The sequence below is a fragment of the Streptomyces sp. NPDC059897 genome, from assembly GCF_042730865.1.
Classification (GTDB): Bacteria; Actinomycetota; Actinomycetes; order Streptomycetales; family Streptomycetaceae; genus Streptomyces.
Genome location: NZ_JBHWKQ010000010.1, coordinates 36,325 through 59,436, shown reverse-complemented (window position 1 = coordinate 59,436; position 23,112 = coordinate 36,325). Strand labels below are relative to the sequence as shown.

At 71.8% G+C, this 23,112-nt stretch carries 21 protein-coding genes; 11 read left to right on the top strand and 10 right to left on the bottom strand.

What is annotated here, in order from left to right:
• Positions 1–69: 69 nt before the first annotated feature.
• On the bottom strand, positions 70–1,614 hold the full coding sequence (locus ACFV9W_RS13810; RefSeq protein WP_385759443.1) for an APC family permease: 1,545 nt from the start codon (positions 1,612–1,614) through the stop codon (positions 70–72).
• A 39-nt stretch (positions 1,615–1,653) separates the two neighbouring features.
• Positions 1,654–2,631 (bottom strand): hypothetical protein, encoded by a 978-nt coding sequence (locus ACFV9W_RS13805; RefSeq protein ID WP_385759441.1) that lies wholly within the window; start codon positions 2,629–2,631, stop codon positions 1,654–1,656.
• A gap of 222 nt (positions 2,632–2,853) precedes the next feature.
• Between ACFV9W_RS13805 and ACFV9W_RS13800 the strand changes: the two genes are divergently transcribed.
• Genes ACFV9W_RS13800 through ACFV9W_RS13785 form a run of 4 tightly spaced genes read left to right on the top strand, consistent with a single transcriptional unit; the run spans position 2,854 to position 5,040 of the window.
• Positions 2,854–3,756, top strand: a complete 903-nt coding sequence (locus ACFV9W_RS13800; RefSeq protein ID WP_385759438.1) for a DMT family transporter — start codon at positions 2,854–2,856, stop codon at positions 3,754–3,756.
• Positions 3,757–3,766: 10 nt separating this feature from the next.
• Positions 3,767–4,285, top strand: a complete 519-nt coding sequence (locus ACFV9W_RS13795) for an NUDIX hydrolase (RefSeq protein ID WP_385759435.1) — start codon at positions 3,767–3,769, stop codon at positions 4,283–4,285.
• 39 nt (positions 4,286–4,324) lie between these two features.
• Complete coding sequence (locus ACFV9W_RS13790) at positions 4,325–4,717, top strand: YidH family protein (protein ID WP_385759433.1); 393 nt, start codon at positions 4,325–4,327, stop codon at positions 4,715–4,717.
• Complete coding sequence (locus tag ACFV9W_RS13785; protein WP_385759430.1) at positions 4,714–5,040, top strand: DUF202 domain-containing protein; 327 nt, start codon at positions 4,714–4,716, stop codon at positions 5,038–5,040. Before ACFV9W_RS13790 ends, ACFV9W_RS13785 begins: the two co-directional genes overlap by 4 nt.
• 12 nt (positions 5,041–5,052) lie before the next feature.
• On the opposite strand, the gene ACFV9W_RS13780 is transcribed toward ACFV9W_RS13785, so the two are convergent.
• A complete protein-coding gene (locus ACFV9W_RS13780; protein WP_385759427.1) occupies positions 5,053–5,988 on the bottom strand; it encodes an NADP-dependent oxidoreductase in 936 nt (311 codons plus the stop codon).
• 95 nt (positions 5,989–6,083) lie between these two features.
• On the opposite strand from ACFV9W_RS13780, the gene ACFV9W_RS13775 reads away from it, so the two are divergent.
• Positions 6,084–6,380, top strand: a complete 297-nt coding sequence (locus ACFV9W_RS13775) for a hypothetical protein (RefSeq protein ID WP_385759424.1) — start codon at positions 6,084–6,086, stop codon at positions 6,378–6,380.
• Positions 6,381–6,581: 201 nt separating this feature from the next.
• The gene (locus ACFV9W_RS13770) at positions 6,582–7,607 is read left to right on the top strand and encodes a phosphotransferase family protein (protein ID WP_385759421.1); all 1,026 of its coding nucleotides are present in this window, start codon (positions 6,582–6,584) and stop codon (positions 7,605–7,607) included.
• A gap of 530 nt (positions 7,608–8,137) precedes the next feature.
• On the opposite strand, the gene ACFV9W_RS13765 is transcribed toward ACFV9W_RS13770, so the two are convergent.
• Both ACFV9W_RS13765 and ACFV9W_RS13760 read right to left on the bottom strand, forming a co-directional pair.
• Positions 8,138–8,731: a TetR/AcrR family transcriptional regulator gene (locus tag ACFV9W_RS13765; protein ID WP_385759418.1), complete on the bottom strand. Its 594-nt coding sequence runs from the start codon at positions 8,729–8,731 to the stop codon at positions 8,138–8,140.
• 26 nt (positions 8,732–8,757) lie between these two features.
• The gene (locus ACFV9W_RS13760) at positions 8,758–10,446 is read right to left on the bottom strand and encodes a class I adenylate-forming enzyme family protein (protein WP_385759415.1); all 1,689 of its coding nucleotides are present in this window, start codon (positions 10,444–10,446) and stop codon (positions 8,758–8,760) included.
• A gap of 163 nt (positions 10,447–10,609) precedes the next feature.
• Between ACFV9W_RS13760 and ACFV9W_RS13755 the strand changes: the two genes are divergently transcribed.
• Positions 10,610–11,875: an exo-beta-N-acetylmuramidase NamZ domain-containing protein gene (locus ACFV9W_RS13755; RefSeq protein WP_385759412.1), complete on the top strand. Its 1,266-nt coding sequence runs from the start codon at positions 10,610–10,612 to the stop codon at positions 11,873–11,875.
• Between the two features lie 150 nt (positions 11,876–12,025).
• Positions 12,026–13,330: a serine-threonine protein kinase gene (locus tag ACFV9W_RS13750; protein ID WP_385759410.1), complete on the top strand. Its 1,305-nt coding sequence runs from the start codon at positions 12,026–12,028 to the stop codon at positions 13,328–13,330.
• A 26-nt stretch (positions 13,331–13,356) separates the two neighbouring features.
• Here ACFV9W_RS13750 and ACFV9W_RS13745 read toward each other — a convergent pair whose 3' ends face one another.
• Positions 13,357–16,230 carry a penicillin acylase family protein gene (locus ACFV9W_RS13745; RefSeq protein ID WP_385759407.1) on the bottom strand — a complete coding sequence of 958 codons (2,874 nt, stop codon included), beginning with the start codon at positions 16,228–16,230 and terminating at the stop codon, positions 13,357–13,359.
• A 267-nt stretch (positions 16,231–16,497) separates the two neighbouring features.
• On the opposite strand from ACFV9W_RS13745, the gene ACFV9W_RS13740 reads away from it, so the two are divergent.
• Positions 16,498–17,100, top strand: a complete 603-nt coding sequence (locus ACFV9W_RS13740; protein ID WP_385759403.1) for a hypothetical protein — start codon at positions 16,498–16,500, stop codon at positions 17,098–17,100.
• 94 nt (positions 17,101–17,194) lie between these two features.
• Here the strand turns inward: ACFV9W_RS13740 and ACFV9W_RS13735 are convergent, their stop codons facing one another.
• The 3 genes from ACFV9W_RS13735 to ACFV9W_RS13725 all read right to left on the bottom strand — a co-directional run bounded on the left by ACFV9W_RS13735 (position 17,195) and on the right by ACFV9W_RS13725 (position 20,040).
• Positions 17,195–18,838, bottom strand: a complete 1,644-nt coding sequence (locus ACFV9W_RS13735) for an Imm49 family immunity protein (protein WP_385759401.1) — start codon at positions 18,836–18,838, stop codon at positions 17,195–17,197.
• Positions 18,839–18,937: 99 nt separating this feature from the next.
• Positions 18,938–19,450 (bottom strand): hypothetical protein, encoded by a 513-nt coding sequence (locus tag ACFV9W_RS13730; protein WP_385759399.1) that lies wholly within the window; start codon positions 19,448–19,450, stop codon positions 18,938–18,940.
• A 77-nt stretch (positions 19,451–19,527) separates the two neighbouring features.
• Entirely contained in the window at positions 19,528–20,040 is a 513-nt protein-coding gene (locus ACFV9W_RS13725) for a helix-turn-helix domain-containing protein (RefSeq protein ID WP_385759396.1), read from the bottom strand.
• 131 nt (positions 20,041–20,171) lie between these two features.
• Here ACFV9W_RS13725 and ACFV9W_RS13720 point away from each other — a divergent pair, with 131 nt between their 5' ends.
• The gene (locus ACFV9W_RS13720; protein WP_385759393.1) at positions 20,172–21,290 is read left to right on the top strand and encodes an arylsulfotransferase family protein; all 1,119 of its coding nucleotides are present in this window, start codon (positions 20,172–20,174) and stop codon (positions 21,288–21,290) included.
• Entirely contained in the window at positions 21,275–22,618 is a 1,344-nt protein-coding gene (locus tag ACFV9W_RS13715; protein WP_385759391.1) for a uracil-xanthine permease family protein, read from the top strand. The genes ACFV9W_RS13720 and ACFV9W_RS13715 overlap by 16 nt, the downstream gene beginning before the upstream one ends.
• Here ACFV9W_RS13715 and soxR read toward each other — a convergent pair.
• Entirely contained in the window at positions 22,569–23,042 is a 474-nt protein-coding gene (gene soxR, locus ACFV9W_RS13710; protein WP_385759388.1) for a redox-sensitive transcriptional activator SoxR, read from the bottom strand. The two genes, ACFV9W_RS13715 and soxR, sit on opposite strands and share 50 nt — an antisense overlap.
• Positions 23,043–23,112: the final 70 nt, after the last annotated feature.

The window sequence follows — 23,112 nt, the reverse complement described above, 5'->3', positions numbered from 1 at the left end:
TTCCGGCCCGCCGTCAGGGTTTCGTCACCTTTGGTTGCGGTCGCGGGGCTCTGCCCCGGGCCCCGCTCCTCAATCGCCGGAGGGGCTTGATTTCTGGTCCAGTTGGAACGCCTCGTTGCCCAGGCCGATGCGGGCGTGGGCCTGGGGGTTCTTGGTGCGGAGGAGCATGCCGTGCACCGCGCCCGCCAGCGCGGCCAGGACGATGATGCCGGGGAGGATCCAGTTGAGCGCGGAGTCGGGGCCCGAGCCGACCAGGACGTCGAAGTCCTTGACCGTGTAGACGGCGATCACGAGGAGCGCGAGGCCCGCCACACCGGACGCCGCGAGCCGCCAGGCCTGCGCCGCCGCGGCCCCGCGGCGCGCGAAGAACACGATGACGGCGAGGGACGCCGTGGCCATGAGGACGATGACGCCGAGCGCGCCCACGTTGCCGCCCCAGGTGAACAGGTGCAGCACCGGCGCCGTCGGGTCGCCGAACGGCCCGTCGTCGGCGATCGCGAAGCCGGCGACCGCGATCAGCGCGATCGCCGACTGCAGCACCGAGCCCTTGCCGGGCGCGCCGGTCGCCGTGTTCGTCCGCCCGAACCCGGCGGGCAGCAGCCCCTCGCGCCCCATCGCGAAGGCGTACCGCGCCACCACGTTGTGGAAGCTGAGCAGCGCCGCGAACATGCCCGTCACGAACAGGACATGGACGATGTCGGTGAACGCGCCGCCGAGGCGGTCCTCGGTCAGGCCGAAGAGCAGCCCCGCCGACTGTTCGCGGGCCGCGCCGACGATCCCGGAGGGCCCCGTCGCGACCGTCATCGCCCACGAGCTGAACGCGAAGAACAGGGCGACGCCGCCGACCGCGAGGAACATCACGCGCGGCACCAGGACGTGCGGCCTGCTGGTCTCCTCCGCGTACACCGGCGCCTGCTCGAAGCCGGTGAACGCGGCGATGCAGAAGCACAGCGCCGTGCCGAGCCCGACGCCCGAGAGGGTCTCCGGGTTGAAGGCGTGCAGGGACAGGCCCTGGGGGCCGGGGTCGCCGATGGCCGCGATGTCGAAGACGACCACGACGGCGACCTCGATGAGCAGCAGTACGCCGAGGACCTTCGCGTTCACGTCGATCTTCAGCAGGCCGAGCGCGCCGACGGCCAGTACGGCGGCCAACGCCGGTATCCACCAGGCCAGTTCGAGGTTCAGATACTGCTCGGCGAGGCCCGCGACCTCGTAGCCGAACAGGCCGAAGATGCCGACCTGCAGCGAGCTGTAGGCGACGAGCGCGACGAGGGCCGCCGCGGCGCCGGCCGTCGGGCCGAGGCCGCGCGCGATGTACGCGTAGAACGCTCCCGCGTTGTGCACGTGCCGGCTCAACTCCGCGTAGCCGACGCTGAAGAGGGCGAGGACGACGCCGAGGAGGAGGAAGAGGAGCGGCATGCCGACCACTCCCATCACCGCGAACGTCGTCGGCATGACGCCCGCGACGACGAGCAGCGGGCCGGTCGCGGCGAGCACGGAGAGCAGCAGCCCCGCCGTACCGAGCCGCCCGGCCCGCAGCGCGCTCGTCTCGCCCAGGTACGTGTGAATCGCCGGATCCGCCGCGGCCTCGGGCGGTCGCTCGCTCGCGCTCATGGGGGGACGTTCCTTTCTTCGTGAAGAGTGGGGTGTGCTCTACACCGAGCCGAGCGCGGCGCCGCGCGCGACCCGGAACGCCTCGTACGGGTCCCGGTCCGGATACGACCAGGGGTACGGCGTGCTGTGCCGGCCGATCCGGTGGAACAGGGCGGCCGCCTCGGCGGGGCGGCCCTCGCAGTACTTCGCGTGCGCCAGGTAGTTGAGGTCGATGCGCCCGCGCGGGTGTGGTGCACCGGGCCGCTCGCGGGCGGCGCCCCACTCCAGCCACCAGTCGAACGCGGCCTTCAGGACGAGCCGGGCGCGCCGCCCCGTCCAGTGCCCGGACGCCTTCGGGTCGTCGGCGAGCACGCCCGCGCGCGCGAGCACCCGGTAGCGCTCGGCGTGCGCGACGACCGGGAGCACCGCCAACGGCGAGTCGGGCGTGGCCTGTTCGCACGCCCAGGACGCGAAGTCGTACACCTCGTGCAGCGGGTCCTGCCCGACGTCGGCGCGCCGCTCGGCGAGCCGCGCGACCATCAGATGGTGCGCGTGGTGGTGCCCGGGATGCCGCAGGCGCACCTCGTCGAAGAGCCGCACGACGTCCTCCTCGGTCCCCAACTCCCGTTCCAGGAGCATCAGTCCGAGCAGCGGTGTCGGATCGTCGGGCACCAGCTCCGCCGCCTCGGCACACGCCGTGCGCACCTTCTCGGGGCGGTCGCGGCCCTCGACGGCGCGCAGTACGCCCGCGCAGGCGAGCAGGACGACAGCGTCGGTGGAGTCGGGTTCGGCGAGCAGCCAGTCGCGGGCCCAGACCCGCGCGGTGGGTTCGCCCGCGAGGCCGAGGACCCGGTGGCCGCGCAGGTCCCAGTCGCTGCCGGTGGCGCGGAGCAGGGACCGGACCTCGGTCCAGCGGCCTCTGGCGAGGGCGGAGCGGGCCGCGACGAGTTCGGCGTCGTCGAGTGCGGGGTCGCCGAAGGCAGGGGTGTGCGCGGGCTTCTTGCGGGAGCGTCCGAGCGGAGGCGGGGGTGGGGGCACCGCGGCCGGTCCTTACGACTGTTCAGATGTGGGTGACGTGGTCGGCGGGTCGATGATCACGCACAGCAAACCGGTACGAAGGTGTCCGCGTCAAGGGTCGCCGGTGACGCACCTCACCAACTCGCCGAAGCAGCAGGTGAGTTCGGGCCCGGATCGGCCGAGCGCGGTACGGCGCCGGTCGCTCGCGGGCGGGTGGCCGTGCGGGCCGCTATCGTCGACGGCGTGTCGGTTCTCGTCCTCGTCCTCTCCGTGAGTGCGGCGTTCTGTCTGGGCATCGGTTTCGTCCTCCAGCAGAACGCGGCGGTGCGGGCCCCGCTCGGCGACTTCCTCTCGCCGCGCCTGCTGCTCGACCTGGTGCGCGTGCCGCGCTGGCTCGGCGGGATCGGCTTCATGGTGTGCGGGATGGTGCTCGGCGCGCTGGCCCTCGGCCAGGGCGAGGTGACCCTCGTCGAACCGCTGCTCGCCACGAACCTGCTCTTCGCGCTGCTGCTCTCCCGCCGCCAGACGAGAACGCCGCTCGGCCGGCAGGGCTGGGCGGGGCTGCTGCTGCTCGCGGGTGGCGTCACGGCGTTCATCGTCGCCGGGCAGCCGCGGGGCGGCAGCGCGGTCGCCGATCCGCTGCGGCACTGGCTGATCATCGGCGTGATGGTCGGCGGGGCGCTGGCCCTCGCGGCCCTGGCCAAACGCTCCCGGCTGACCGCGGGCCCCGCGCTGCTCGCGGTGGCGGCGGGGCTGCTGTACGGGGTGCAGGACGCGTTGACGCGGGTGAGCGGCCAGCGGTTCGCCGCGGGCGGCTGGCCGGAGCTGTTCACCGGCTGGCAGCCGTACGCCGTGCTCGCGCTCGGGGTCACGGGGCTCGTCCTGGTGCAGAGCGCGTTCGAGACGGCGCCGCTGCGGATGTCGCTGCCCGCGCTGACGGCGGCGCAGCCGCTGGCCGGGATCGTGTGCGGCGTGGGCTTCCTGGGCGACCGGCTGCGGATGGACACGGCGGCGCTGGCGTGGGAGGCGGCGGGCCTGGCGGGGATCGTGGTGGGTGTCGTGCTGCTCGGACTGCATCCCGCGATGCCGGGCGCCACCGCGACCGGACGGGACCGGGTGGGGGCCCCGCAGGTGCCGTCCGCCTAGCCTTCCGCTCATGAACCCCGCCGAAGAGATCCTCGACATCGTCGACGAACACGACCAGGTCCTCCGCCAGGCGCCGCGCGGCGAGGCCTACGCGAAGAACCTGCGCCACCGCTGCGCCTTCATCCTCGCCAGGAACCCGGCCGGCGAGATCTTCGTGCACCGCCGCACCCCCACCAAGCTCGTCTTCCCCTCCCACTACGACATGTTCGTCGGCGGGGTCGTCGGCGCCGGGGAGACGTACGACGAGGCGGCGCTGCGCGAGGCGGAGGAGGAGCTGGGGGTGAGCGGACTGCCGCGGCCCACCCCGCTGTTCAAGTTCCTGTACGAGGGCGGCGCGGGCAAGTCCTGGTGGTCGTACGTCTACGAGGTCACGTTCGACCTGCCGGTGCGGCCGCAGGCCGAGGAGATCGACTGGCACGCGTTCTTGAGCCCCGAGGAGCTGGAGCGGCGGATCGGCGAGTGGGACTGGACGCCCGACGGACTCGCGGCGTACGAGCGGTGGAAGGCGCACGGTAAGGCGCACAGGTGACCAGCGGGTCGCGGGAGCCCCGCGGGTAATGTGCCCCGGGTGATCGAATTTGTACGCAGCATCCGTCTCTGGTTCGCCCCGGAGCGGATCAGGGACGAGGGTGACACCCCCGACTACCGCTTCTCGCTCGCCAACGAGCGCACCTTCCTGGCGTGGGTGCGCACGGCGCTCGCGCTGATCGGTGGCGGTTTCGCCGTGGACCAGTTCCTGCCGGACCTGCGCTGGGGCTGGCGCGTGGGGCTCGCGCTCGCGCTGCTCGGGGCGGGCGCGCTGTGCTCGCTGCGTGCCGTGGGGCACTGGGTGCGCAGCGAGCTGGCGATGCGGCGCGGCGAGGACCTGCCGGTGTCGAAGTTCCCCGCGCTGCTCGGCGTGGTGGTCGCGCTCGTCTCCGTGGCCATGGTCGTCATCGTGTTCGTCGGGTGGGAGGGGTGAGCGGGGCGGACGCGCCCGTGCGCGACCCCGGCCTCCAGCCCGCCCGGACGCGGCTCGCGTGGCGGCGTACGACGCTGTCGGGCACGGTCGCGGCGGTGCTCGCGGTGAAGGCGACGCTGAGCAGCGGCGTCGGGCCCGCCCGCTTCGTGGCCACGGCGCTGTGCCTGCTGCTGTGGCTGGGCTTCGTGGCGGTCGCCCACCAGCGGATCACCGGGCTCGCCCGGAACGAGGCCGCGCCGCCCGTCATGACCCGGCGGCAGGCGGCGACCGCCGCGCTGTGCACGGTGGCGATCACGCTGTGCGCGGCGGTGCTCATCGCGTGAGGCCGGGGCCGGTCACTCGTCCCACGGGACCGTGACCACGATCTTTCCCCTGGTGCGGCCGGTCTCGATCAGTTCGTGGGCGCGGGCCGCCTGGTCCAGCGGGAGCGTCTCGTCGACGTGCACGGTGACCACGTCGGCCTCGGCGAGCTCGGTGAGGCGGGCGAGGTCGGCGGCGTCGGGGCGCACCCAGCAGTAGCGGCCGCCGAGCCCGATCACGTCGCCGTCGGCGATGGAGGCGAGCCGGCCGCCGGGGGCCAGCAGTTCCGCCGAGACCCGCAGCGTCTCGCCGCCCACCGTGTCGAACGCCGCGTCGACGCCCTCCGGGGCCAGCGCCCGGACCCGTTCGGCGAGGCCGTCCCCGTAGGTGACCGGTTCCCCGCCGAGTTCCCGCACGTAGTCGTGATTGCGCTCGCTCGCCGTGCCGATGACGCGGGCGCCGAAGTGCCGGGCGAGCTGCACGGCGAACGAGCCGACGCCGCCTGCGGCCGCGTGCACCAGGACCACGTCACCCTCCTGCACCTCGAGGCCGCGCGTCAGCACCTGGTAGGCGGTGAGCCCGGCGAGCGGCAGCCCTGCCGCCTCCTCGAACGTGAGGTTGCGGGGCTTGTGGGCGAGGGTGCGCACCGGCGCGGCCACGTACTCGGCGAAGGTGCCGCGCGACAGGAAGTCCTCGCGTACGTAGCCGATGACCTCGTCGCCCGGCGCGAACTCGGTGACGGCGACACCGGGCTGCACCACCACGCCGGACACGTCCCAGCCGGGGATCACCGGGAAGACGGGGTCGAGCAGCCCGTCCAGGTGCCCGGCGCGGCAGTGCCGGTCCACGGGGTTCACGGCGGCGGCGCGCACCTTCACCAGGACCGAGTCGGGCCCCACCTTGGGGTCGCGGACCTCGCCGTATTGGAGGACTTCGGGGCCGCCGTACGAGCGGTAGCTGATCGCCTTCATGGCCGGAGACTCCCACAGCCGCGAAAAACGGGCATTCCGGACTAGCCTGGGAGGGTCAGCCCAGGACGCCCGTCACGTCACCGAAGGTGAGCGCCATGACCACCCTCCACCAGGAACACCCCACCCACGAGCACACGCACGGCCCGGCCTGCGGCCACCAGGAGGTGCCGCACGGGGACCACGTCGACTACGCGCACGACGGGCATCTGCACGCCCAGCACGGCGGGCACTGGGACGAGTGCGAGCCGGCGGAGCACGTCGCGCACGAGGGGCACGAGCACCGGCACGGCGCGGACTGCGGCCACGAGTCGGTAACGCACGGCGACCACGTCGACTACCTCCACGACGGCCACCGGCACGCCGAGCACGCGGGCCACTGGGACGACCACTGATCCCACGCACCACCGACAGGGCCCGGCGGTTCGCGCCGGGCCCTTTCCGCTGCCCTCGCGGCGCGGCGCCGTGCGCCGTAAGAACGATCACGTTTCCGAGAGGCCCTGGACGCCATACCGACTGGTCGGCATGATGGCAGCCACTGTTGCCACAGTTGCCCGGTACGGCCCACACACTGCCCGGATCCTCGGAGGACCGCGATGAGTCACCCCAAAGGCCTCGACCTCGACCGGCTGCGCGCCCACCTCGACCGGGAGCGCCCCGGCCTGGTCGCAGGTCCCCTGACCGGGCGGCTCATCGAGGGCGGGCGCTCGAACCTGACGTACCAGGTGAGCGACGGCACCACGAAGTGGGTGGTGCGCAGGCCGCCGCTGGGGCACGTGCTCGCGACCGCGCACGACATGAAGCGCGAGCACCGGGTGATCGCGGGGCTGCACCCGACGAACGTGCCGGTGCCGGAGCCGGTGCTGCTGTGCGAGGACGAGGACGTCATCGGGGCGCCGTTCTACGTCATGGAGTTCGTGGACGGGACGCCGTACCGGACCTCCGACCAGCTCGCCCCGCTCGGCCCCGAGCGGACCCGGGCCGCGGTGCTCGGGCTCGTGGACACGCTCGTCGATCTGCACGCGGTGGACCCCGCGGCGGTCGGGCTCGGTGACTTCGGGCGGCCCGAGGGCTTCCTCGACCGGCAGCTGCGCCGCTGGGGCAAGCAGCTGGACGCGTCCCGCAACCGGGACCTCGCGGGGATCGACGAGCTGCAGGCGGCGCTCGGCCGCGAGCTGCCGACCTCCCCTGCGCCGACGATCGTGCACGGCGACTACCGGCTCGACAACGTCCTCGTACGCCAGGATCCGGACGGCGTCGACCGGATCAAGGCGATCCTCGACTGGGAGATGTCGACGCTCGGCGACCCGCTCACGGACGTGGGGCTGCTGGCCATGTACAGCGCCCAGCTCGACATGCCGGACTCGCCCATCTCGACGACGGCCTCGGCGCCGGGCCACCCCTCCCCCGCCGAGCTGATCGAGCGCTACGCCGAGCGCTCGGGCCGCGATGTCTCGGCGATCTCCTGGTACACGGCGTTCGCCTGGTTCAAGCTGGCCGTGATCCTGGAGGGCATCCACTACCGCTACACCCTCGGCCAAACGGTCGGCGCGGGCTTCGACCGCATCGGCGAACTGGTCCCGGTCTTCATCGACCACGGGCTGCGCACGCTCAAGGGGTGAGCTTGATGCGGGGGCGGGCCTGGGGGTGATGTTGCGGGGGCCGGGGTCCTGCCGGGGCGGCGCCGGGGGTGACGCTCCGGCGAGCCGGGGCCGAGACGTACGGGTACGGGGCCCCGGGCGCACGCGCTGGGCACGCGGCACCACAACCCCCGCGTCCCGCCACTCATCTCCCACCACCCGCCCCCTCCGGGGGCTTCGGCCCGCCGTGGCGCCGCCGCGCGGCTCCGGCACGGCCCAACTCCCCATGGCGCCACGCCACAGACCACGGCCCGAACGCCGCCGCGTCCCGCACCGCCCCCGGCCCGCGCAGCCACTCCTGGCCCGGCGCCCCCGTCGGACCGAAGCCCCCGGAGGGGGCGGGTGGTGGGAGAGGGGCGAAGCGCCGGGAAGGGCGGACGGGGGCGCGTCCCGCACCGATGGCCGATCCCGTCGAGCCACGATTCCCTGGCCTCGGCACCCTCGGCCTTCGCCGGCTCCCCCGGAGGCCTAGGGCGCCCCGCCCACCCGGCGGGCGCCCTGACGGCAGCCCCCTACGGCCGCAGCGCCCGCAGCAGCAGGTCGGCCAGTTGGTCGGCCAGTTGTTGGGGGGGCAGGGGGCCGTCGGGGCGGTACCACGTGGACAGGTGGTGGATCGAGCCGAAGTGGTAGTCGACCACCAGGTCGGCCGGCGTTTCGGTGGTGAAGACGCCGGACTGCTGGCCCTCCTCGATCAGCGCGCGGAAGCGCTCGTGGTAGCGGCGCCGTTCGGCCCGTACCTGCTTGTTCTTCTCCGGGCTCAGGTGGTGCATGGAGCGGAAGAAGATCGACGCGTCGTCGAGATTGTCGATCGTCGTGACGACGACGTCCGCCGCCGCGTCCCGCAGCCGCTTCTCGACCGGTTCGTCCCCGTCGGCGAACGCGTCGAGCCGCTCCTGCTGGAGGCGCAGCACGCGCGCGTACACCTCGTGCAGCAGATCGTCCTTCGAGCCGAAGTAGTGGTAGAGGGCGCCCTTGGTGACGCCCGCGGCCTCCACGATCTCCTGCACCGACGTGCGGTCGTAGCCGCGGTCGGCGAAGAGCCGGGTGGCGGCCGCGAGGAGTCGTTGCGGGACGGGTGCGCCGTCGCCGTCGGTCGTCCTGGGCACTGCCGCCACCTGCCTTTCCGTAGTTCTCAGCCTTGTCCTGACGGGGAACGCAGTTCCCGCCGGAGGATCTTCCCACTTGCGGTCTTCGGCAGCTCGGAAAGGACCTCCACCTCGCGTGGGTACTTGTATGCGGCGAGGCGTTCCTTGCAGTACGCCGACAGGTCCTCGGGGCTCGCATCCGCCCCCGGGCGCAGGCTCACGTAGGCCTTCACGCTCTCGCCGCGGTACGCGTCGGGGATGCCGACGACCGCCGCCTCGCGCACGGCGGGGTGGCCGTAGAGGACGTCCTCGACCTCGCGGGGCCACACCTTGAACCCGGACGCGTTGATCATGTCCTTCTTGCGGTCGACGACGTACAGCCAGCCGTGCTCGTCCATGAAGCCGATGTCGCCGGTGCGCAACTCGCCGTCGGGGAAGCCCTCTTGTGTCGCCTCGGGGCGGCGCCAGTAACCGGGCACGACCTGCGGGCCGCGCACCGCGATCTCGCCCTGCTCACCGAAGGGGACGTCCGCGCCGTTGTCGTCGACGATGCGGACCACCGAGTCGGGCCCCGGCACGCCCACCGCGAGCGTCCCCGAGGCCGGGTCGACCGGCGCCTCGACGCCCGGCGGCACGGACGCGCAGGGCGCCGTGCACTCGGTGAGCCCGTAGCCGTTGTGGATGTACGGGCCGAAGGAGGCGCGGAACTTCTCCACCAGGGCCGGCGGCACCGGCGCGCCGCCCGAGGAGATCGAGTGGAACGACGCGAAGTGCTCGCGGGTCGCCTGCGGCTGCGCGCCGAGCGCCATGAAGGCGGTCGACGGGCCGACCGTGTACGCGGGCCGGTGCTCGGTGAACGCGTCGAGGACGACGCCCGGCTCGAACCGGTAGGCGAGCGCGAGGGTGCCCGCGTTGGCGAAGGAGGCGACGAGCTCGCAGACCATGCCGGTGATGTGGAAGAGCGGCGCGAGCGCGAAGTACACCGCGCCTTCGGGCAGGCCGAGGCCCGTGCGCTGGCGTTCCGCGTTGAAGGTGATGTTGCGGTGCAGGTTGGTGGCGCCCTTCGGGGTGCCGCTGGTGCCCGAGGTGTAGCTGATCAACGCGATGTCGTCGCCGGTGAGTTCGCGCCCGGGCGGCGCCTTGTGGCCCGCGCGCGCGACCGTGACGAGGTCGTCCGCGTCGGACGCCACCGGTTCGACCCGCTCGAAGTTCAGCACCCGCTCGTCGCCGCGCGTCTGGAGGTCCAGCTCGCAGGCGGTCAGGGCGATGCGTACGGGCGAGTCCGCGGCCGTCTCGCGCAGATACGACTCCCAGGCCCAGTCCGAGCAGACGATCCCGGTCACCTCGGCGTCGTGCAGGACGTGCCGCACCTCCCCCGCCTTGTACATCGGGTTCACCGGGACCACGACCGCCCCCGCCTTGAACGCGCCGAGCAGCGCGAGCACGAAGTGCGGCGAGTTCTGCAGCATGATCGCGACGCGCTCGCCGCGCTCCAGGCCGCGCGCGGCGAGGTGTCCCGCCACGGAGTCGGAGAGCGCGTCCACGTCGGCGTACGAGAGACGGCCGTCGAAGTAGGCGAGGGCCGTGCGGTCCGGGGCGCGGCGCACCGCGTCGGCGAACGCGTGCACGACGGTGGCGGCGGGGGTGATCGGGGCCTTCTGCACCTCGTTGAGGACGCCGAGCCAGGGCCTGGCCGCGTAGATCGAACCGGTCTGTCCCTGCGAATCGTGCACCATCGGTCTCCTTCGAAAGCTCCCCGAAAGCTCCGGCCTGCCGGGCAGACTAACCAGTCGGTATGTCGTGGCGAAAGAGCTTCGTGGTGTCGGTTCGTTCCGCGGGACGGATTCCGCGACTAGCGTGCGTGACCACGCCAGTCCCGAAGATCACGGAGGTTCATCCATGGACGTGTCGAGACGAGGGCTGCTCGCGGCAAGTGCGGGCGTCGCGGGTGGCCTGGGCATCGGCGGGGGGTCGGCGAGCGCCGCCCCCGGTATCGGCGGCCCCGGTATCGGCGGCCCCCGGCTTCGCACCGGCTTCGAGCGGCTTGTGGACAGCGGCTACGCGGTCCTCGCGGGCCAGAAGGTCGGCATGGTCACCAATCCGACCGGGGTCACCCGCGACGTACGGCACATCGTCGACGTGATGCACGCCGACGAACAGGTCGACCTGCGGGCGGTGTTCGGGCCCGAGCACGGGTTCCGCGGCACGGCGCAGGCGGGCGGCTCCGAGGGGAAGACCGAGGACCCGGCGACCAAACTCCCGGTCTACGACACGTACTTGAAGAGCGGTCAGGCGCTCGCGGACATCTTCACGGAGTCCGGCGTCGACACGGTCGTCTTCGACATCCAGGACGTGGGCGCCCGCTTCTACACGTACATCTGGACGCTCTACGACTGCATGGAGGCGGCCCAGCTCGCCGGGAAGCGGTTCGTGGTGCTCGACCGCCCGAACCCGGTCACCGGCCGGAACGCCTACGGGCCCATCCTGGACCGGAAGTTCGCGAGTTTCGTGGGCCGCCGCGAGATCGCGCAGGCGCACGGCATGACGGTCACGGAGCTGGCCCGCCTGTTCAACGGCGAGTACCTGGAGCACCCCGTCGAGCTGGAGACGGTCCTGATGAGCGGCTGGCGGCGCCGCGACTTCTACGACGCGTCCGGGCTGCCGTGGGTGCCGCCGAGCCCCAACATGCCGACGCCCGACACGGCCCTCGTCTACTCCGGCACCTGCATGTTCGAGGGCACGCTGCTCTCCGAGGGCCGCGGCACCACCCGCCCCTTCGAACTCCTCGGCGCCGAGGGCATCGACGCGCGGTGGGCGGCGGCGGTCAATGAACTCGGGCTGCCGGGCGTGCACTTCAGGGAGGCGTACTTCGCGCCGACGTTCTCCAAGTTCCAGGGCAAGACGATCGGCGGCGTCCAGATCCACGTCGACGACCGCGAGGCGTTCGAGCCGGTGCGCACCGGCATCGGCCTCCTGGTGACCGCCAAGAAGTCCTGGAAGGGCTTCGGCTGGCGACCGGACAACGCCATCGACCGGCTCACCGGGTCCACGCGGGTGCGCACGATGGTCGACGCGGGTGCGTCCACGGACGAGATCGTGGGGGCGTGGCAGGAGGAACTGGCCGCGTTCCGGGGCGTACGGCGCAAGTACCTCATGTACAAGTAGCCGTCGACCCGCCTTACGTGTCCGTGAATTGATGCGCCCGTCGAATTGATGTGCCCGTCAATTGGCGACGGGACATCTGGCCAACCCCCGTGTACGGCGGGACGATGCGCGGCACGCGTTGCCGCACGACGCCTACCACGGGGGTTCGCCATGTCCGCACCCAAGGCACGTCAAGCACCGGAAGTCCACGTACGGCCCTACTGGGAGCTGCGGTTCGACGCCGACGGCGATCCGGACCCCCGGCAGCTAGCCACGCTCCTGCGCGAGGCGCGCCAGGTGCGCGATCTGGTGGTCTTCGCGCACGGCTGGAACAACGACCGCTCCATCGCGACCCGCCTCTACGACCGCTTCTTCGCGCCGTTCCCCGCCCTGGCGCCCCGGGCCTCGCTCGGCTACGTCGGGGTGCTGTGGCCGTCGATGCGCTTCACGGACGAGCAGATCCCGGACTTCGACCGCGCCGCCACGTCCGCCGCCTCAGCCACGTCCCCGGTCCCGCGGACCACGCTCGACAAGGGGACCCGGCAGGGGCTCGTCGAGGCGTTCCCGCGCGGTGCGCCCGTCGTGGACCTGCTGGCGCGGCGCCTGGAGGAGCAGCCGCAGAAGGCGTCCGCGTTCGACGAGTTCGGCGGCCTGGTACGGCAGTTGGTCGGGGTCGGGCCGGCGGTGTCCGGGGCCGACACCTCGGAGGACGGCGGGCCGCACAGCACGCCCGCGATCCTCCACGAGGACACCAGGGCCGTGTGCCTGGAACTCGCGGCGGCCCTGGAGACGGCCGCCGGGCCGGGTGCCGCACCGTCCTTCAAGCTGCCCAGCGGGATCGCGAAGGCGTGGAAGGGCGCGCACGAACTGCTGCGTCAGGCCACGTATTTCGCGATGAAGCGGCGGGCCGGGAAGGTCGGCCAGGCGGGGCTCGGCCCCGCGCTCGGCCGGCTCGCCGAGGAGGCGCCGAAGGTGCGGGTGCACCTGGTGGGGCACAGCTTCGGGGCGCGGCTCGTGTCCTTCGCGCTCGCCGGGATGCCGAAGTCGGCGCGCAACGTGAAGTCCGTGACGCTCCTTCAGGGCGCTTTCTCGCACTACGCGTTCGCCGGGCGTGGCGCGCTGAAGGGGCGGCAGGCGCGGGTGGACGGGCCGCTGGTGGCGTGCTTCTCGCGCCACGACACCGCGCTGAGCGTGATGTATCCGCTGGCCTCGCGGCTCGCGGGCGACGACAGGACGCTGGTCGACCTCGGCGAGCGGTGGGGCGCGCTCGGGTACGACGGGTTCCAGGACGTCGACGGCGCGGTGCGCTTCACGCTGGCGGACGTGCTGCGGGCCGGGGTGCCGGGCGCGGGCTGTGTGAGCGTGGACGCGGCGCAGGTGGTGCGCCATGGGCCCCCGCCCTCGGGGGCCCACAGCGACATCTGCCACGCGGAGCTGGCGCGGGTGGTGCTCGGTGCGGGGCGGGTCACCACGTAGCCGAGTCGGCAGCCCGCCCCTGTGCGCTACCTGTGCGCCGGGAACTCCACGACCTGCTGGTACGTGGGCCGGTTCTGCCACTGGATGTTGCGGTGCGTGATGCCGCCGACGGCGCGGTGGCCGATGCTGTCGGCGCACCACTGGTCGCCCGCCTTGCAGGTGTCGTCACCGGGGTACACCTCGGTGGCGGGCTTGGCGGCGGCCTCGGCCAGCGTGGCGAGGAGGACGTCCCGGCAGGCCGAGAGCTCGCCGGAGCCGCAGTAGGCGTCGCCGAGCTTCCCCTTCACCGGTTCCCCGAGCACGGAGCGCAGGTCCTTGTCGGCGTAGCCCCACCAGCCGTACTGGAAGGCCGATCCGGCGTGCGCGCCGGTGGGCCCGTGTCCGGCGGACGGCGCCTCGTCGACGGCCAGTTGCGAGGTGAGCGACTTGTAGAGCTCGTCGCCGAGGCCGGGCTTGAACGCGGCCTCGACCATCAGCGGCCACCAGGCGTCCATGATCCGTACGGCGTCGGGGTGGGCGTACGTCTTGGACCCGGCCGATGTCTGATTGCGCTGGGCGCCCGCCTTCTCCCACGCCTCCAGCTGCTGGACGGCCTTGGTGAGCTGCGGGTTGTCGAGGTCGCCCAGCGGCTTGCTGCGGATGACCTTGAGCATCTCCGGCAGCACCTGCTCGCCGCGCAGGTCGGTGACAGCGGCTTCCTCCATGGCCCTGGTGAGCGAGGCGCGGGTGACGCCGCCGCGCTCGGTGAGCTTCTTCACCCGGTCGTTCAGCAGGTCGCCCCTGTGGACCGCGCCCATGCTGAAGTTGGGTGCCGAGAACCCCTTGGCCTGCTTGTTGTTCCAGGAGACGTAGTAGTCCTGGTCGACCGAGTTCGGGTGCTGGGACGGGGGCGTCTCGGCGGACGTGTTGTCCGCCGGGTCGAAGTCCTTCCACTCGTAGGCCTGTTCGCCCCGCACCGGCAGCGACATGTCGACGTCCTTGGCGCGCACCGGGTTGGTGCCGCTGTTGTAGTACGCGATGTCGCGGGAGTCGGCGTAGAACCAGTTGAACGCGTAGTTGATGTGCTGCGCCGCCTTCTGGAACGAGGCGGCGTCCTTGACGTAGGACGGGTCGTTCAGCATCTGGAAGCCGAGGATCGAGTCGGCCTCGTGCCGGTAGGTGGAGCGAAGTGCCGTGTAGGCGACGGGTTTTCCGTCGACGGTGGCGCGATGGCTGACGACTCCGTACTTGGTGCGGAAGACCTGCATCCGGTAGGAGCCGGCCGCCGTGGAGTCGGCGATCGTCGGCTTCCAGGCGTTCTTCTTCTCCAGCTTGTCCATGGGCGTGCAGGTGCCCCGGTACATGTAGGAGGTCGACTGCTTGGTGGGCGTGGAGCCGTCGGCCTCGCACAGCGGGACCGCGTACGTGTCGGTGATGTCCTGGGTCGCGGAGGTCGCGGACCACGCGTAGTCCTGGCCGCGGCCGAGCTGGACGTACATGCCGACGCCGGCGAAGGAGACGCCGCGGGCGCTGATGCCCGGACCCTGGAGCTCCTGCATCATCAGCAGCTGTGGCGCGAAGTAGCCGGTCTGCGGGCCGAACACGGCGACCGGGTTGCCGGAGGCGGTGTGCTTGCCGGAGACGAGGAGGGCGTTGGACATGCCCTTCTTGGACGCCGACTGTGTGAACAGGTCGGAGGGCAGCACCCCGTCGTCGTTCATGCCCTGCAACGGCTTGAGCCTGGCGGGCGCCTTGACGGGGTCCTTCTTCACCGCCGCCGACTTCGTCGCGGCCGAGCCCTGCCGGTCGTGGACGAGGGGTTCCTTCTCGACGGAGCCCTTGTCGGGAAGCGCCTGCCCGCGCGCGTTCTCGGGCTTCTCCCCGTACGGGAAGCGGGTGCCGTCGTGGATCGTGGTGACGGCCTCCGGGTCCTCGCGGCCGCGGAAGGACTCCCAGACCTCGGTGCCCTTCTGGACGCCGTACTTCTCCTGCGCCTTGAGCAGCGAGAGGGCCGCGTCGACCTCTCCGCCGCCACCGTTGCCGAAGAGCCCGCCGACCACGGAGGCCAGCGCGATCATGTCGGTCACCTTGAACGGCTGGATCTCGCCCACGTTCGTGATCGCGTCGACCTTGCCGGTGAGCACGTACTCGCCGGGGAAGTAGCGGCCCTTCTTCGACTTCTCCCGATAGGCGTTGAGGCCGTCGATATAGGCCTGCGCGTCGTCCATGGCCTGCTTGCCGCGGGCCCCGCCGGTCTTCTTGATGTACTCGACCTGCTGTTCGAGATCCTTTTCGGTGTACGGGGCCTGCGGCCAGAACTCCTGCTCGAGTCCCTGGTTCGCGAGGGCGCCGCCCGCGAACGACGTCAATTCGCCGCGTCCTATGTGCCGGAACAGGTCGATCAGCCAGAGGCGGTCCTGACCTGCGGCGAAGCCGGCCCCGAATTCTGTTCCGTAGCGCGAGGAACCTTTGATGTGGGGTACGCCGTTCTTCTTGTCACGGGTGATCGTGACGTCCTCGCGGGGGCGGGTGACCGAAGCGACCTGATCATCCTTGACGCCGAAGGAGGAATCGTTGAAGAAGTTCGTGAGTGTGTCATCGGTGAGAGACGGATACCCGGACGACAGCGCGTCGTAAGGACCGAGTTGATCGTCGGCGTGCGGAGGCTGGGTGCCCAGCAATTTGTTGCCGAGGATCTGGGCGAGTGTGGCGCTGCCGTTCGCACCGGGCGGCAGGATGTCCGCGCACTGGCCCTCGCAGTAGTCGGCGGCCGGAATCGGTTCGTCGGCGGCGGTCGCGGTCGACGCGCCCGCTGTCGAGACGGGAGAGAGCAGTCCGGCGGTGAGCACGAGCACCGCGACGGCCGTAACTCTCTTCGTAAGGCTTCTGTTCAGGGTGGTGCGTGGAATGCGTCGTCGCATACCTGATCCTCCCGACGATGGTGAGCCGGAGGTTACCGACGGTTAGCCGCGGACAGAAGATGAACATGCGTCACGTTTTCGGAATCAGCACAGGGATCACTCAGGTACTCCCCGGCCTCAGAAGGTGACGGTGATGGGCCCCATCGGAAATCGGATGGGACCCGGTGGCCTTCGAGGGGATCCGAATCGCGTGTCGATACGTCTACTCGGCGACGTCGTTTCATGGCTGCGACGACGCCGACGTACGTGTGACGGAGGTGCAGGGCGATGGCCGGATTCCGAAGTCTGGCGAGACAGGTGCGCGATCCGCTGAGCGATCTGGCACTGCGGCGCTATTCACTGCGCAAGTGCCTTGAGAGATTTGCCCCTTACGGGCACCGAGCGACCTGGGACCACCTCTGCTCCCGGGCGGGGTTCGACCCCGAGGACCGCTCCCCCGACCCGGCCAGGCTGGTCGCGGCGCTGGAGGAGCTGGAGGAGGCGCGGGCCGTCTGGCTCGCGTACGAAGTCGCCTTCGCGGAGCGCAGGCGCAAGGAGAAGCACGACGGGCTGCGCCGCCCGGGCAGCGTGGACGACTGGCACCGGCTGACCTGGGGCGGCTTTGGAGTCGCCTGGTGCGACGACCCGTCGGTGCACCCCACGGAGCCGCTGGCCGAAGTGCTGCGCAGGCTCATCACCGCACTTGAGCGCGACCCCGGCGCGTGCTGCCCCGTGTGCACGGGCACCCGCCTGGTCTGGCAGCACGATCTGGCGCACGAACCCTCGTCGGGCCCCGTGTGCACCCGCTGCGGCATCGTCGTGCCGCGGCCCGTCCTCACACCGATGGCACTGGCGGAGGCCAGGCTGGCGCGGCTGCTTGTCTCCGCGTAGGCTGGCCCCTCGGCACCAGGTGACGTACAGCGCGACGGGGGTGCGGCCCCGACTCCGGCGCACCCCCTGATCCCGCCTGTTCCAATCGACAGGCCTAGCTCGACGTGCCTTCCAGGCGCTGCCGGTTGAGCAGGTACCTGGGCAGGTACGGCAGGTCGGTGCGGACCGGGAAGTCCATGTCGTACGCGAGGCACGCCAGCGCGAGCGGGCCGAGCGCCACACGGGCGCGCGGCGCGGCCGCATCGCCCCAGTAACCGGCGTGCTGCACAAGGGATTCCGCGAGGGCCTCCCCGAAGGCCTCGTGGTCGAGCGTGAGCAGCCGGTGGAACAGGGCGACCGGCTGGTAGTCGACGAGGTTGAGGAAGTCCTTCGGCGCGAGGGTCGCGGTGTCGGGGTGCGAGGCCTTGATGGTGGTGACGAGCCGGTCGACGACGTCGTCGACGGGGCGGCGCAGCCAGTGGCTCTGCAGGACGTCGATCCAGTGCGGCACGTAGTCGTCGACGGGCGCGCCGCCGCGCAGCGAGTCGAGCGGCACCTGGCACAGGCGTGTGGTGCGCTCGCGGTCGCGGGTGACGAGGGTGAGGTAGAAGGCGTCGAGCCAGGCGCGGGCGGCGTCGTCCACTTCCGCCAACTCACCGCCTTCAGCCGGGAGTTCACTGTCCTTGCCGTCCGCGAACAGGGCGCAGCCGTGCTGCTGCGCCGCGACCCAGGCGTCCCACGTCTCGACGCGGGCGGCGTCGGGGTCGGCCTCCGCGTGCGCGAGGGCGTCGGCGAGCGCGGCGGCGAAGGGCTCGCGCCCGGCCTCAAGCACGGCCGGGGCCGCGGAGGCGAGCCTGCCCGCACGGTCGAGCGCGCGCAGCGCCCGCAGCACGTCGACGAGTTCTCGCGGCGGCCGCTGTTCGAGGGTGCGGGCCTCGTCGTCGATCTCGGTGAGCGAGGTGAGGCGCCCGTCGTGCCACCAGTAGACGCGGGGCGAGAGCGGCCCCGGGCCCTCCTCGTGGGCCCGGGCGGCGTACGTGGCGAGGTCGTCGAGGGCGTCGGCCGCGCCGCCGTCGACGATCGGGTGGAAGGCGAGCAGGTGCCGGGTGGGCACGGCGACGAGGGCGCCCGCGTCCGGCATCCGCCGCCCGGTGACCTCCGCGACGACCTCGGGCAGCACGACGGCCTTGGTCGCGACCGAGTGCGCGTCGCCGTACACGGAGTAGAGGACGGGGTGCCCGTCGAGCCGCACCTCCTCGTGCCGCATCGGCGCCCGGGTCAGGCCGCGCCGCGCGGCGGCCCACAGTTCGTCGGCCCCGGCCCGCGCCACGTCCTCGTCGGTCAACAGGCGTACGGAGTCGGGCCCTTCGAGCGCGAGCGCGAGGCGCAGCCCCTCGGCGACCTCGCGCGTGTGTACCGGCACCGCCGGGCCGGCGGCGTCCGCGGGCACGAGCCGCAGACACGTCCCCGTCAGCAGCTCGTCGGCGTCCTCGCCGCCCTGCGAGGCGTCCGCGAGCGCCGCGAAGTGCGCGTCGACGAGCGTGGGCCAGTCGTCGTCGGGTGCCTCTTCGCACCGCCGCGCGAGGTTCGCCAGCGGGAACAGGTGGCCGTCGCGCTTGACCGCGTCGCCGACCAGGACGAAGCCCGAATCCGCCCCGTATCGCGCCCGCACACACGCGGCGACGAGCGCCCGGAGCCGCTCGGCCTGCGGCGTCGCGAGCATGGGCAGGTGCGAATCCGGAGCCTCGTTCTCAATCACGGTGGCGACTCTACGAGGCGTGGGCCACCCGAAGCGGGCCAATCCGGAAGACGGACCCGAACCGGGGTGACGCCCCGCGGACTTCAGGGGCTGAGGACGTCAGGGGGTGAGGACGTCCGTCTGGATCGCCAGTTTGAACTCGGCGAGCGTGATCGGCACCTTCAGCGGGGTGTCGCCGGAGCGCGCGGAGACCTTGAAGCCGACCGGGGTGCCGCGGCGCACGAACATCTGCCAGGTGTACGAGCGGAACTGCCCGCCGCCCGTGGGTGAGATGTCGGTGGTGGCGGTGGAGTCGTAGCCGGTGCCGAGGCCCAGCGGGTCGCGCACGAAGCGGGCCCGGTACTCGCTGGCCCGGGTGTCGGCGCCCCAGAACACCAGAGCGGACAGCGTGCCCCAGCCGTCGTGGCTGGGCCAGATGAGACCCGAGCGGGCGTCCGGATATCTCGACGAGCCCCCGCCGCCCGCCGGGTCGTGCATGCCCCACGGGTCGTAGGACTCCTCGGCGTCCTCGTACGGGAACCGCACCAGGTGGTAGCCGTCGTTGTCGTAGACCAGCGATTGCGGGCCCGTGCGGGCGGACTCGTACTTGAGTGAAGTGATCGCCACTGCCATGCCGTTCGGCCTCCCCGTCGTGACTTGTGCGACGCATGGTCGCGCCAAGTACCGCTGCCGACAAGGGGTGTTACGGACTACTGTGCGGCGACGCCCACGACGAGGACCCGCGTGCCCGGCTCCAACGGGCGCCAGCGGTGGGCGAGTCCGGCGGCGCAGTACAGCGTGTCGCCGCGCTCCAGGACGTAGTGGGTGTCGTCGACCTCGGTCTCGATCGAGCCGTCGGCGACGTACATGACCTCGTCCCCCGCGTGCCGGAAGACCCGGTCCCAGTCGTGGTCGCCGGTGAACTCCAGGGCGTGCAGCCGCTGTTCGCCGCGGACGAGGGGGCGCGCGCCGTCGGCCATCGCGGGCTTCTCCGCGGCGCGCACCACGTCGACCGGGCGGGGCGGCTCGGCGGAGGCGAGGAGTTCGACGGCGGTGGTGTCGAGGGCGTCGGCGATGCGCTGCAGCGATCCCATGCTGGGGCGCGAGCGCCCGTTCTCCACCTGGCTGAGGAACGGGACGGAGACCCCGGCGCGGCGGGCCACCTCGGCGAGCGTCAGCTCCAGGCCGCGGCGCCTGCGTCGAATGCCCGGTCCCACGTTCATGAACTTGTAACGCCCTTTCGCCTCGGCCCCTGTTCCCCGCAGCCTACCGCCGTGGTTAACTACTTAACCAGTACTTAAAAAAGTTAACCACCGACTCATCGCTGACGTCACCCACTGGATGGAGGGCCTCCATGGCTCGTGTCGACCAGAACCAGCGCCGCCGCCGCGGCACCGGACTCCTCGCCCTCGACGAGGACGCGGCGTTCGGCGGCTACACGCTCTTCGCCCCGCTGACCGGCACCGGCGAGGTGTACCTGATCGACCTGCACGGCGAGGTCGTCCACCAGTGGAACCTGCCGAACCGCCCGGGACGGCACGCGCGGATCCTCGCCAACGGCAACCTCGCCTACAACGGCGTACTGCCCGACGAGCCCGCCCTCTTCCCCATGTGGCACAAGTACCGCGGCGGCCTCATGCAGGAGATCACGCCGGACGGCACGGTCGTGCGCGAGCACCGCGACCCGCTCCAGCACCACGACGCCCACCACTACGGCGACGGCCGGATCCTCTACACCGCCCTGGAGGCGCTGACAGGTGACGCGGCTGCCGCCGTGCGCGGCGGCGTACCGGGTTCGGAGGCCGTCGACGGCACGATCTGGGCGGACACGATCGTCGAGGTCGACGCCGAGGGGAACACCACCTGGGAGTGGAAGGTCTCCGAGCGTCTCGGCCGCGCGGACTTCCCGCTCCACCCGGACTACGCCCGCGAGCACTACCCGCTGATCAACAGCGTGCTGCCGCTCGCCGACGGGAACATCCTCGCGAGCTTCCGCTCCGTGTCGGCCGTCGTCGTCATCGAGCGGGCGACGGGCGACATCATCTGGCGCTCCGAGCCGGGTGTCGTCTCGCAGCAGCACTGCCCGACCGAGCTGGAGAACGGCAACTTCCTCGTCTTCGACAACGGCGTCTTCCGGCCGCACTGGGACGTGCCGTTCAGCCGCGTCATCGAGATCGAGCGGTCCAGCGGCAAGATCGCCTGGGAGTACCACGACCCGGCGCGCGAGTCCTTCTTCGCGCCGTTCATGGGCAGCGCCCAGCGCCTCCCGAACGGCAACACGCTGGTCACCGACTCCCCCGCGGGCCGCCTCTTCGAGGTGACCGAGGACGGCTATCTGTGCTGGGAGTACATCGTGCCGTTCTTCGGCGGCTACTCCGAGGAAGAGGTCCGCAAGCTCTTCCCGTCGGAGCCCAACGCCGTGTTCCGCTCCTACCGCTACGCCGCGGCCGAGCTGCCGTGGCTGAACCGGTGACCGCGACCGCGGCACCACCCGTGGCACCCGTCGACGAGCGGCTTCCCCTCAAGCGCCTCGTCCCCCTCGCCTGCCAGCACGTGCTGGCAGGCGTGGCGGCCCCCGTCTCCTCCGTCATCCTCATCGCGACGACGCTGAAGCTGTCGACGACGCAGACCGCCTCGCTGCTCAGCGCGACGCTCGTGCTGTGCGGCGTGGGCGCGCTGCTGCAGTCGCTCGGGGTGACGGCGCTGCGGGTGGGCGCCAAGCTGCCGTTCCTGATGCTGCCGGGCGGCGCCGCGGTGGCGATCTTCCTGCAGATCGCGCAGGAGTACGGGCCCGCGACGGCCTCGGGCTCCGTCCTCGTGGCGGCCGCCTTCCTGCTCTGCGTACTCCCCTTCTACGGCCGCCTGGTCCGGCTGTTCCCGCCCCTGGTCATGGGCACGACGGTCGTCCTCATCGGCATCAACATGATCAAGGTGACCGCGCCGATGGTCGCCTCGGGGCCGGGCCTCGGCTTCGCGACGCTCGGCGTGATCGCGGTGTTCTTCCTCGTCCTGCGAGGCGTGTGGCGGCAGATGGCGGTGCTGCTCGGCCTGGTCGGCGGCACGGTGATCGCCGCGCTCCTGGGCACCGACATCGAGGTGGCGCACGGCGGCACGTTCGCGCTGCCCGACCCCTTCCCGTACGGCGCCCCGCACTTCGATCTGCTGGCCGCGATCCCGCTGCTTGTCTTCGCGCTCGCCTCGCTCGCCGAGGCCACCGGGCAGACCGTCCTCAACAGCGAGGCCGTGGGCCGCACCCCCGACGCGGGGCGCGACGTGCCGCGCATCGCCCGCGCCGACGCGCTCGTCTCGCTGTTCTCCGGCGCCTTCGGCACCTCGCTGATGGTGACCAGCGCCGAGAACATCGGCATCGTCCAACTCACCCGCGTCCGCAGCAGGTTCGTGACGGCGGCGGCCGGCGTGCTGCTGATCGTGTGCGGCCTCATCACGCCGCTGACCCGCGTCCTGGCGGCGATCCCGGAGCCGGTCGTCGGCGCCGCCGGTCTCGTCATCTACGCGGTGATCGCGGTGATGGGCTTCGGCATGCTCTCCCGCACGGACCTCTCCCACGGCACCGACAGCATCGTCATCGCGCTCGCCCTCGTGATCGGCATGCTGCCGATCGTGTCCCCGGAGATGTACGCGGAGCTGCCGACGTGGGCCCGCACTCTCTTCGGCAGCGGGGTCGCGGCAGGGGCAATCGCGGCGGTCGTACTGAGCGCGGTGTTCCGGGCACTCGGACCGAGGCTCGCGCCTACGAAGCCGGACGCTCCCGGCGCTCCCCCATCAGACGGGAGCCCGTGAGGCGCTCGCCGAAGACGTCGTCCGGGTTGGACAGGACGCAGGTCTCCAGGGACAGGCAGCCGCAGCCGATGCAGTCGGTCAGATGGTCCCGCAGCCGCCCCAACTGCTTGATCCGCTCGTCCAGTTCGGACCGCCAGACCTCCGAGAGGCGCGCCCAGTCGTCCCGGTTCGGGGTGCGCTCCTCGGGAAGTTCCGCGAGCGCGTCCCGGATCGTGGCGAGCGGGATGCCGACGCGCTGCGCGGCCCGGATGAAGGCGACGCGGCGCAGGGTGTCGCGGCCGTAGCGGCGCTGGTTGCCGGAGGTGCGGCGGCTGACGATCAGGCCCTTGGACTCATAGAAGTGCAGCGCGGAGACGGCGGCACCGCTGCGCGCCGACACCTGGCCGACGGTGAGCTCATGGATCTTCTCCGGAATCTGTGGCACCCACCCGAGAGTAGACGACCCTAGTGCAGGCGCGGCCGCGTTGTTAGCATGCCCAGTGGTCTGAGCAAGC

What these genes read in the sequence shown, in the direction of transcription:
- ACFV9W_RS13775 (WP_385759424.1), top strand. Translation starts at nt 6,084, where the DNA reads ATGACCACCCTCCACCAGGAACACCCCACCCACGAGCACACGCACGGC.
- ACFV9W_RS13745 (WP_385759407.1), bottom strand. Translation starts at nt 16,230, where the DNA reads ATGCGACGACGCATTCCACGCACCACCCTGAACAGAAGCCTTACGAAG.
- ACFV9W_RS13810 (WP_385759443.1), bottom strand. Translation starts at nt 1,614, where the DNA reads ATGAGCGCGAGCGAGCGACCGCCCGAGGCCGCGGCGGATCCGGCGATT.
- ACFV9W_RS13725 (WP_385759396.1), bottom strand. Translation starts at nt 20,040, where the DNA reads ATGAACGTGGGACCGGGCATTCGACGCAGGCGCCGCGGCCTGGAGCTG.
- ACFV9W_RS13770 (WP_385759421.1), top strand. Translation starts at nt 6,582, where the DNA reads ATGAGTCACCCCAAAGGCCTCGACCTCGACCGGCTGCGCGCCCACCTC.
- ACFV9W_RS13760 (WP_385759415.1), bottom strand. Translation starts at nt 10,446, where the DNA reads ATGGTGCACGATTCGCAGGGACAGACCGGTTCGATCTACGCGGCCAGG.
- ACFV9W_RS13740 (WP_385759403.1), top strand. Translation starts at nt 16,498, where the DNA reads ATGGCCGGATTCCGAAGTCTGGCGAGACAGGTGCGCGATCCGCTGAGC.
- ACFV9W_RS13755 (WP_385759412.1), top strand. Translation starts at nt 10,610, where the DNA reads ATGGACGTGTCGAGACGAGGGCTGCTCGCGGCAAGTGCGGGCGTCGCG.
- ACFV9W_RS13720 (WP_385759393.1), top strand. Translation starts at nt 20,172, where the DNA reads ATGGCTCGTGTCGACCAGAACCAGCGCCGCCGCCGCGGCACCGGACTC.
- ACFV9W_RS13750 (WP_385759410.1), top strand. Translation starts at nt 12,026, where the DNA reads ATGTCCGCACCCAAGGCACGTCAAGCACCGGAAGTCCACGTACGGCCC.
- ACFV9W_RS13730 (WP_385759399.1), bottom strand. Translation starts at nt 19,450, where the DNA reads ATGGCAGTGGCGATCACTTCACTCAAGTACGAGTCCGCCCGCACGGGC.
- ACFV9W_RS13795 (WP_385759435.1), top strand. Translation starts at nt 3,767, where the DNA reads ATGAACCCCGCCGAAGAGATCCTCGACATCGTCGACGAACACGACCAG.
- ACFV9W_RS13780 (WP_385759427.1), bottom strand. Translation starts at nt 5,988, where the DNA reads ATGAAGGCGATCAGCTACCGCTCGTACGGCGGCCCCGAAGTCCTCCAA.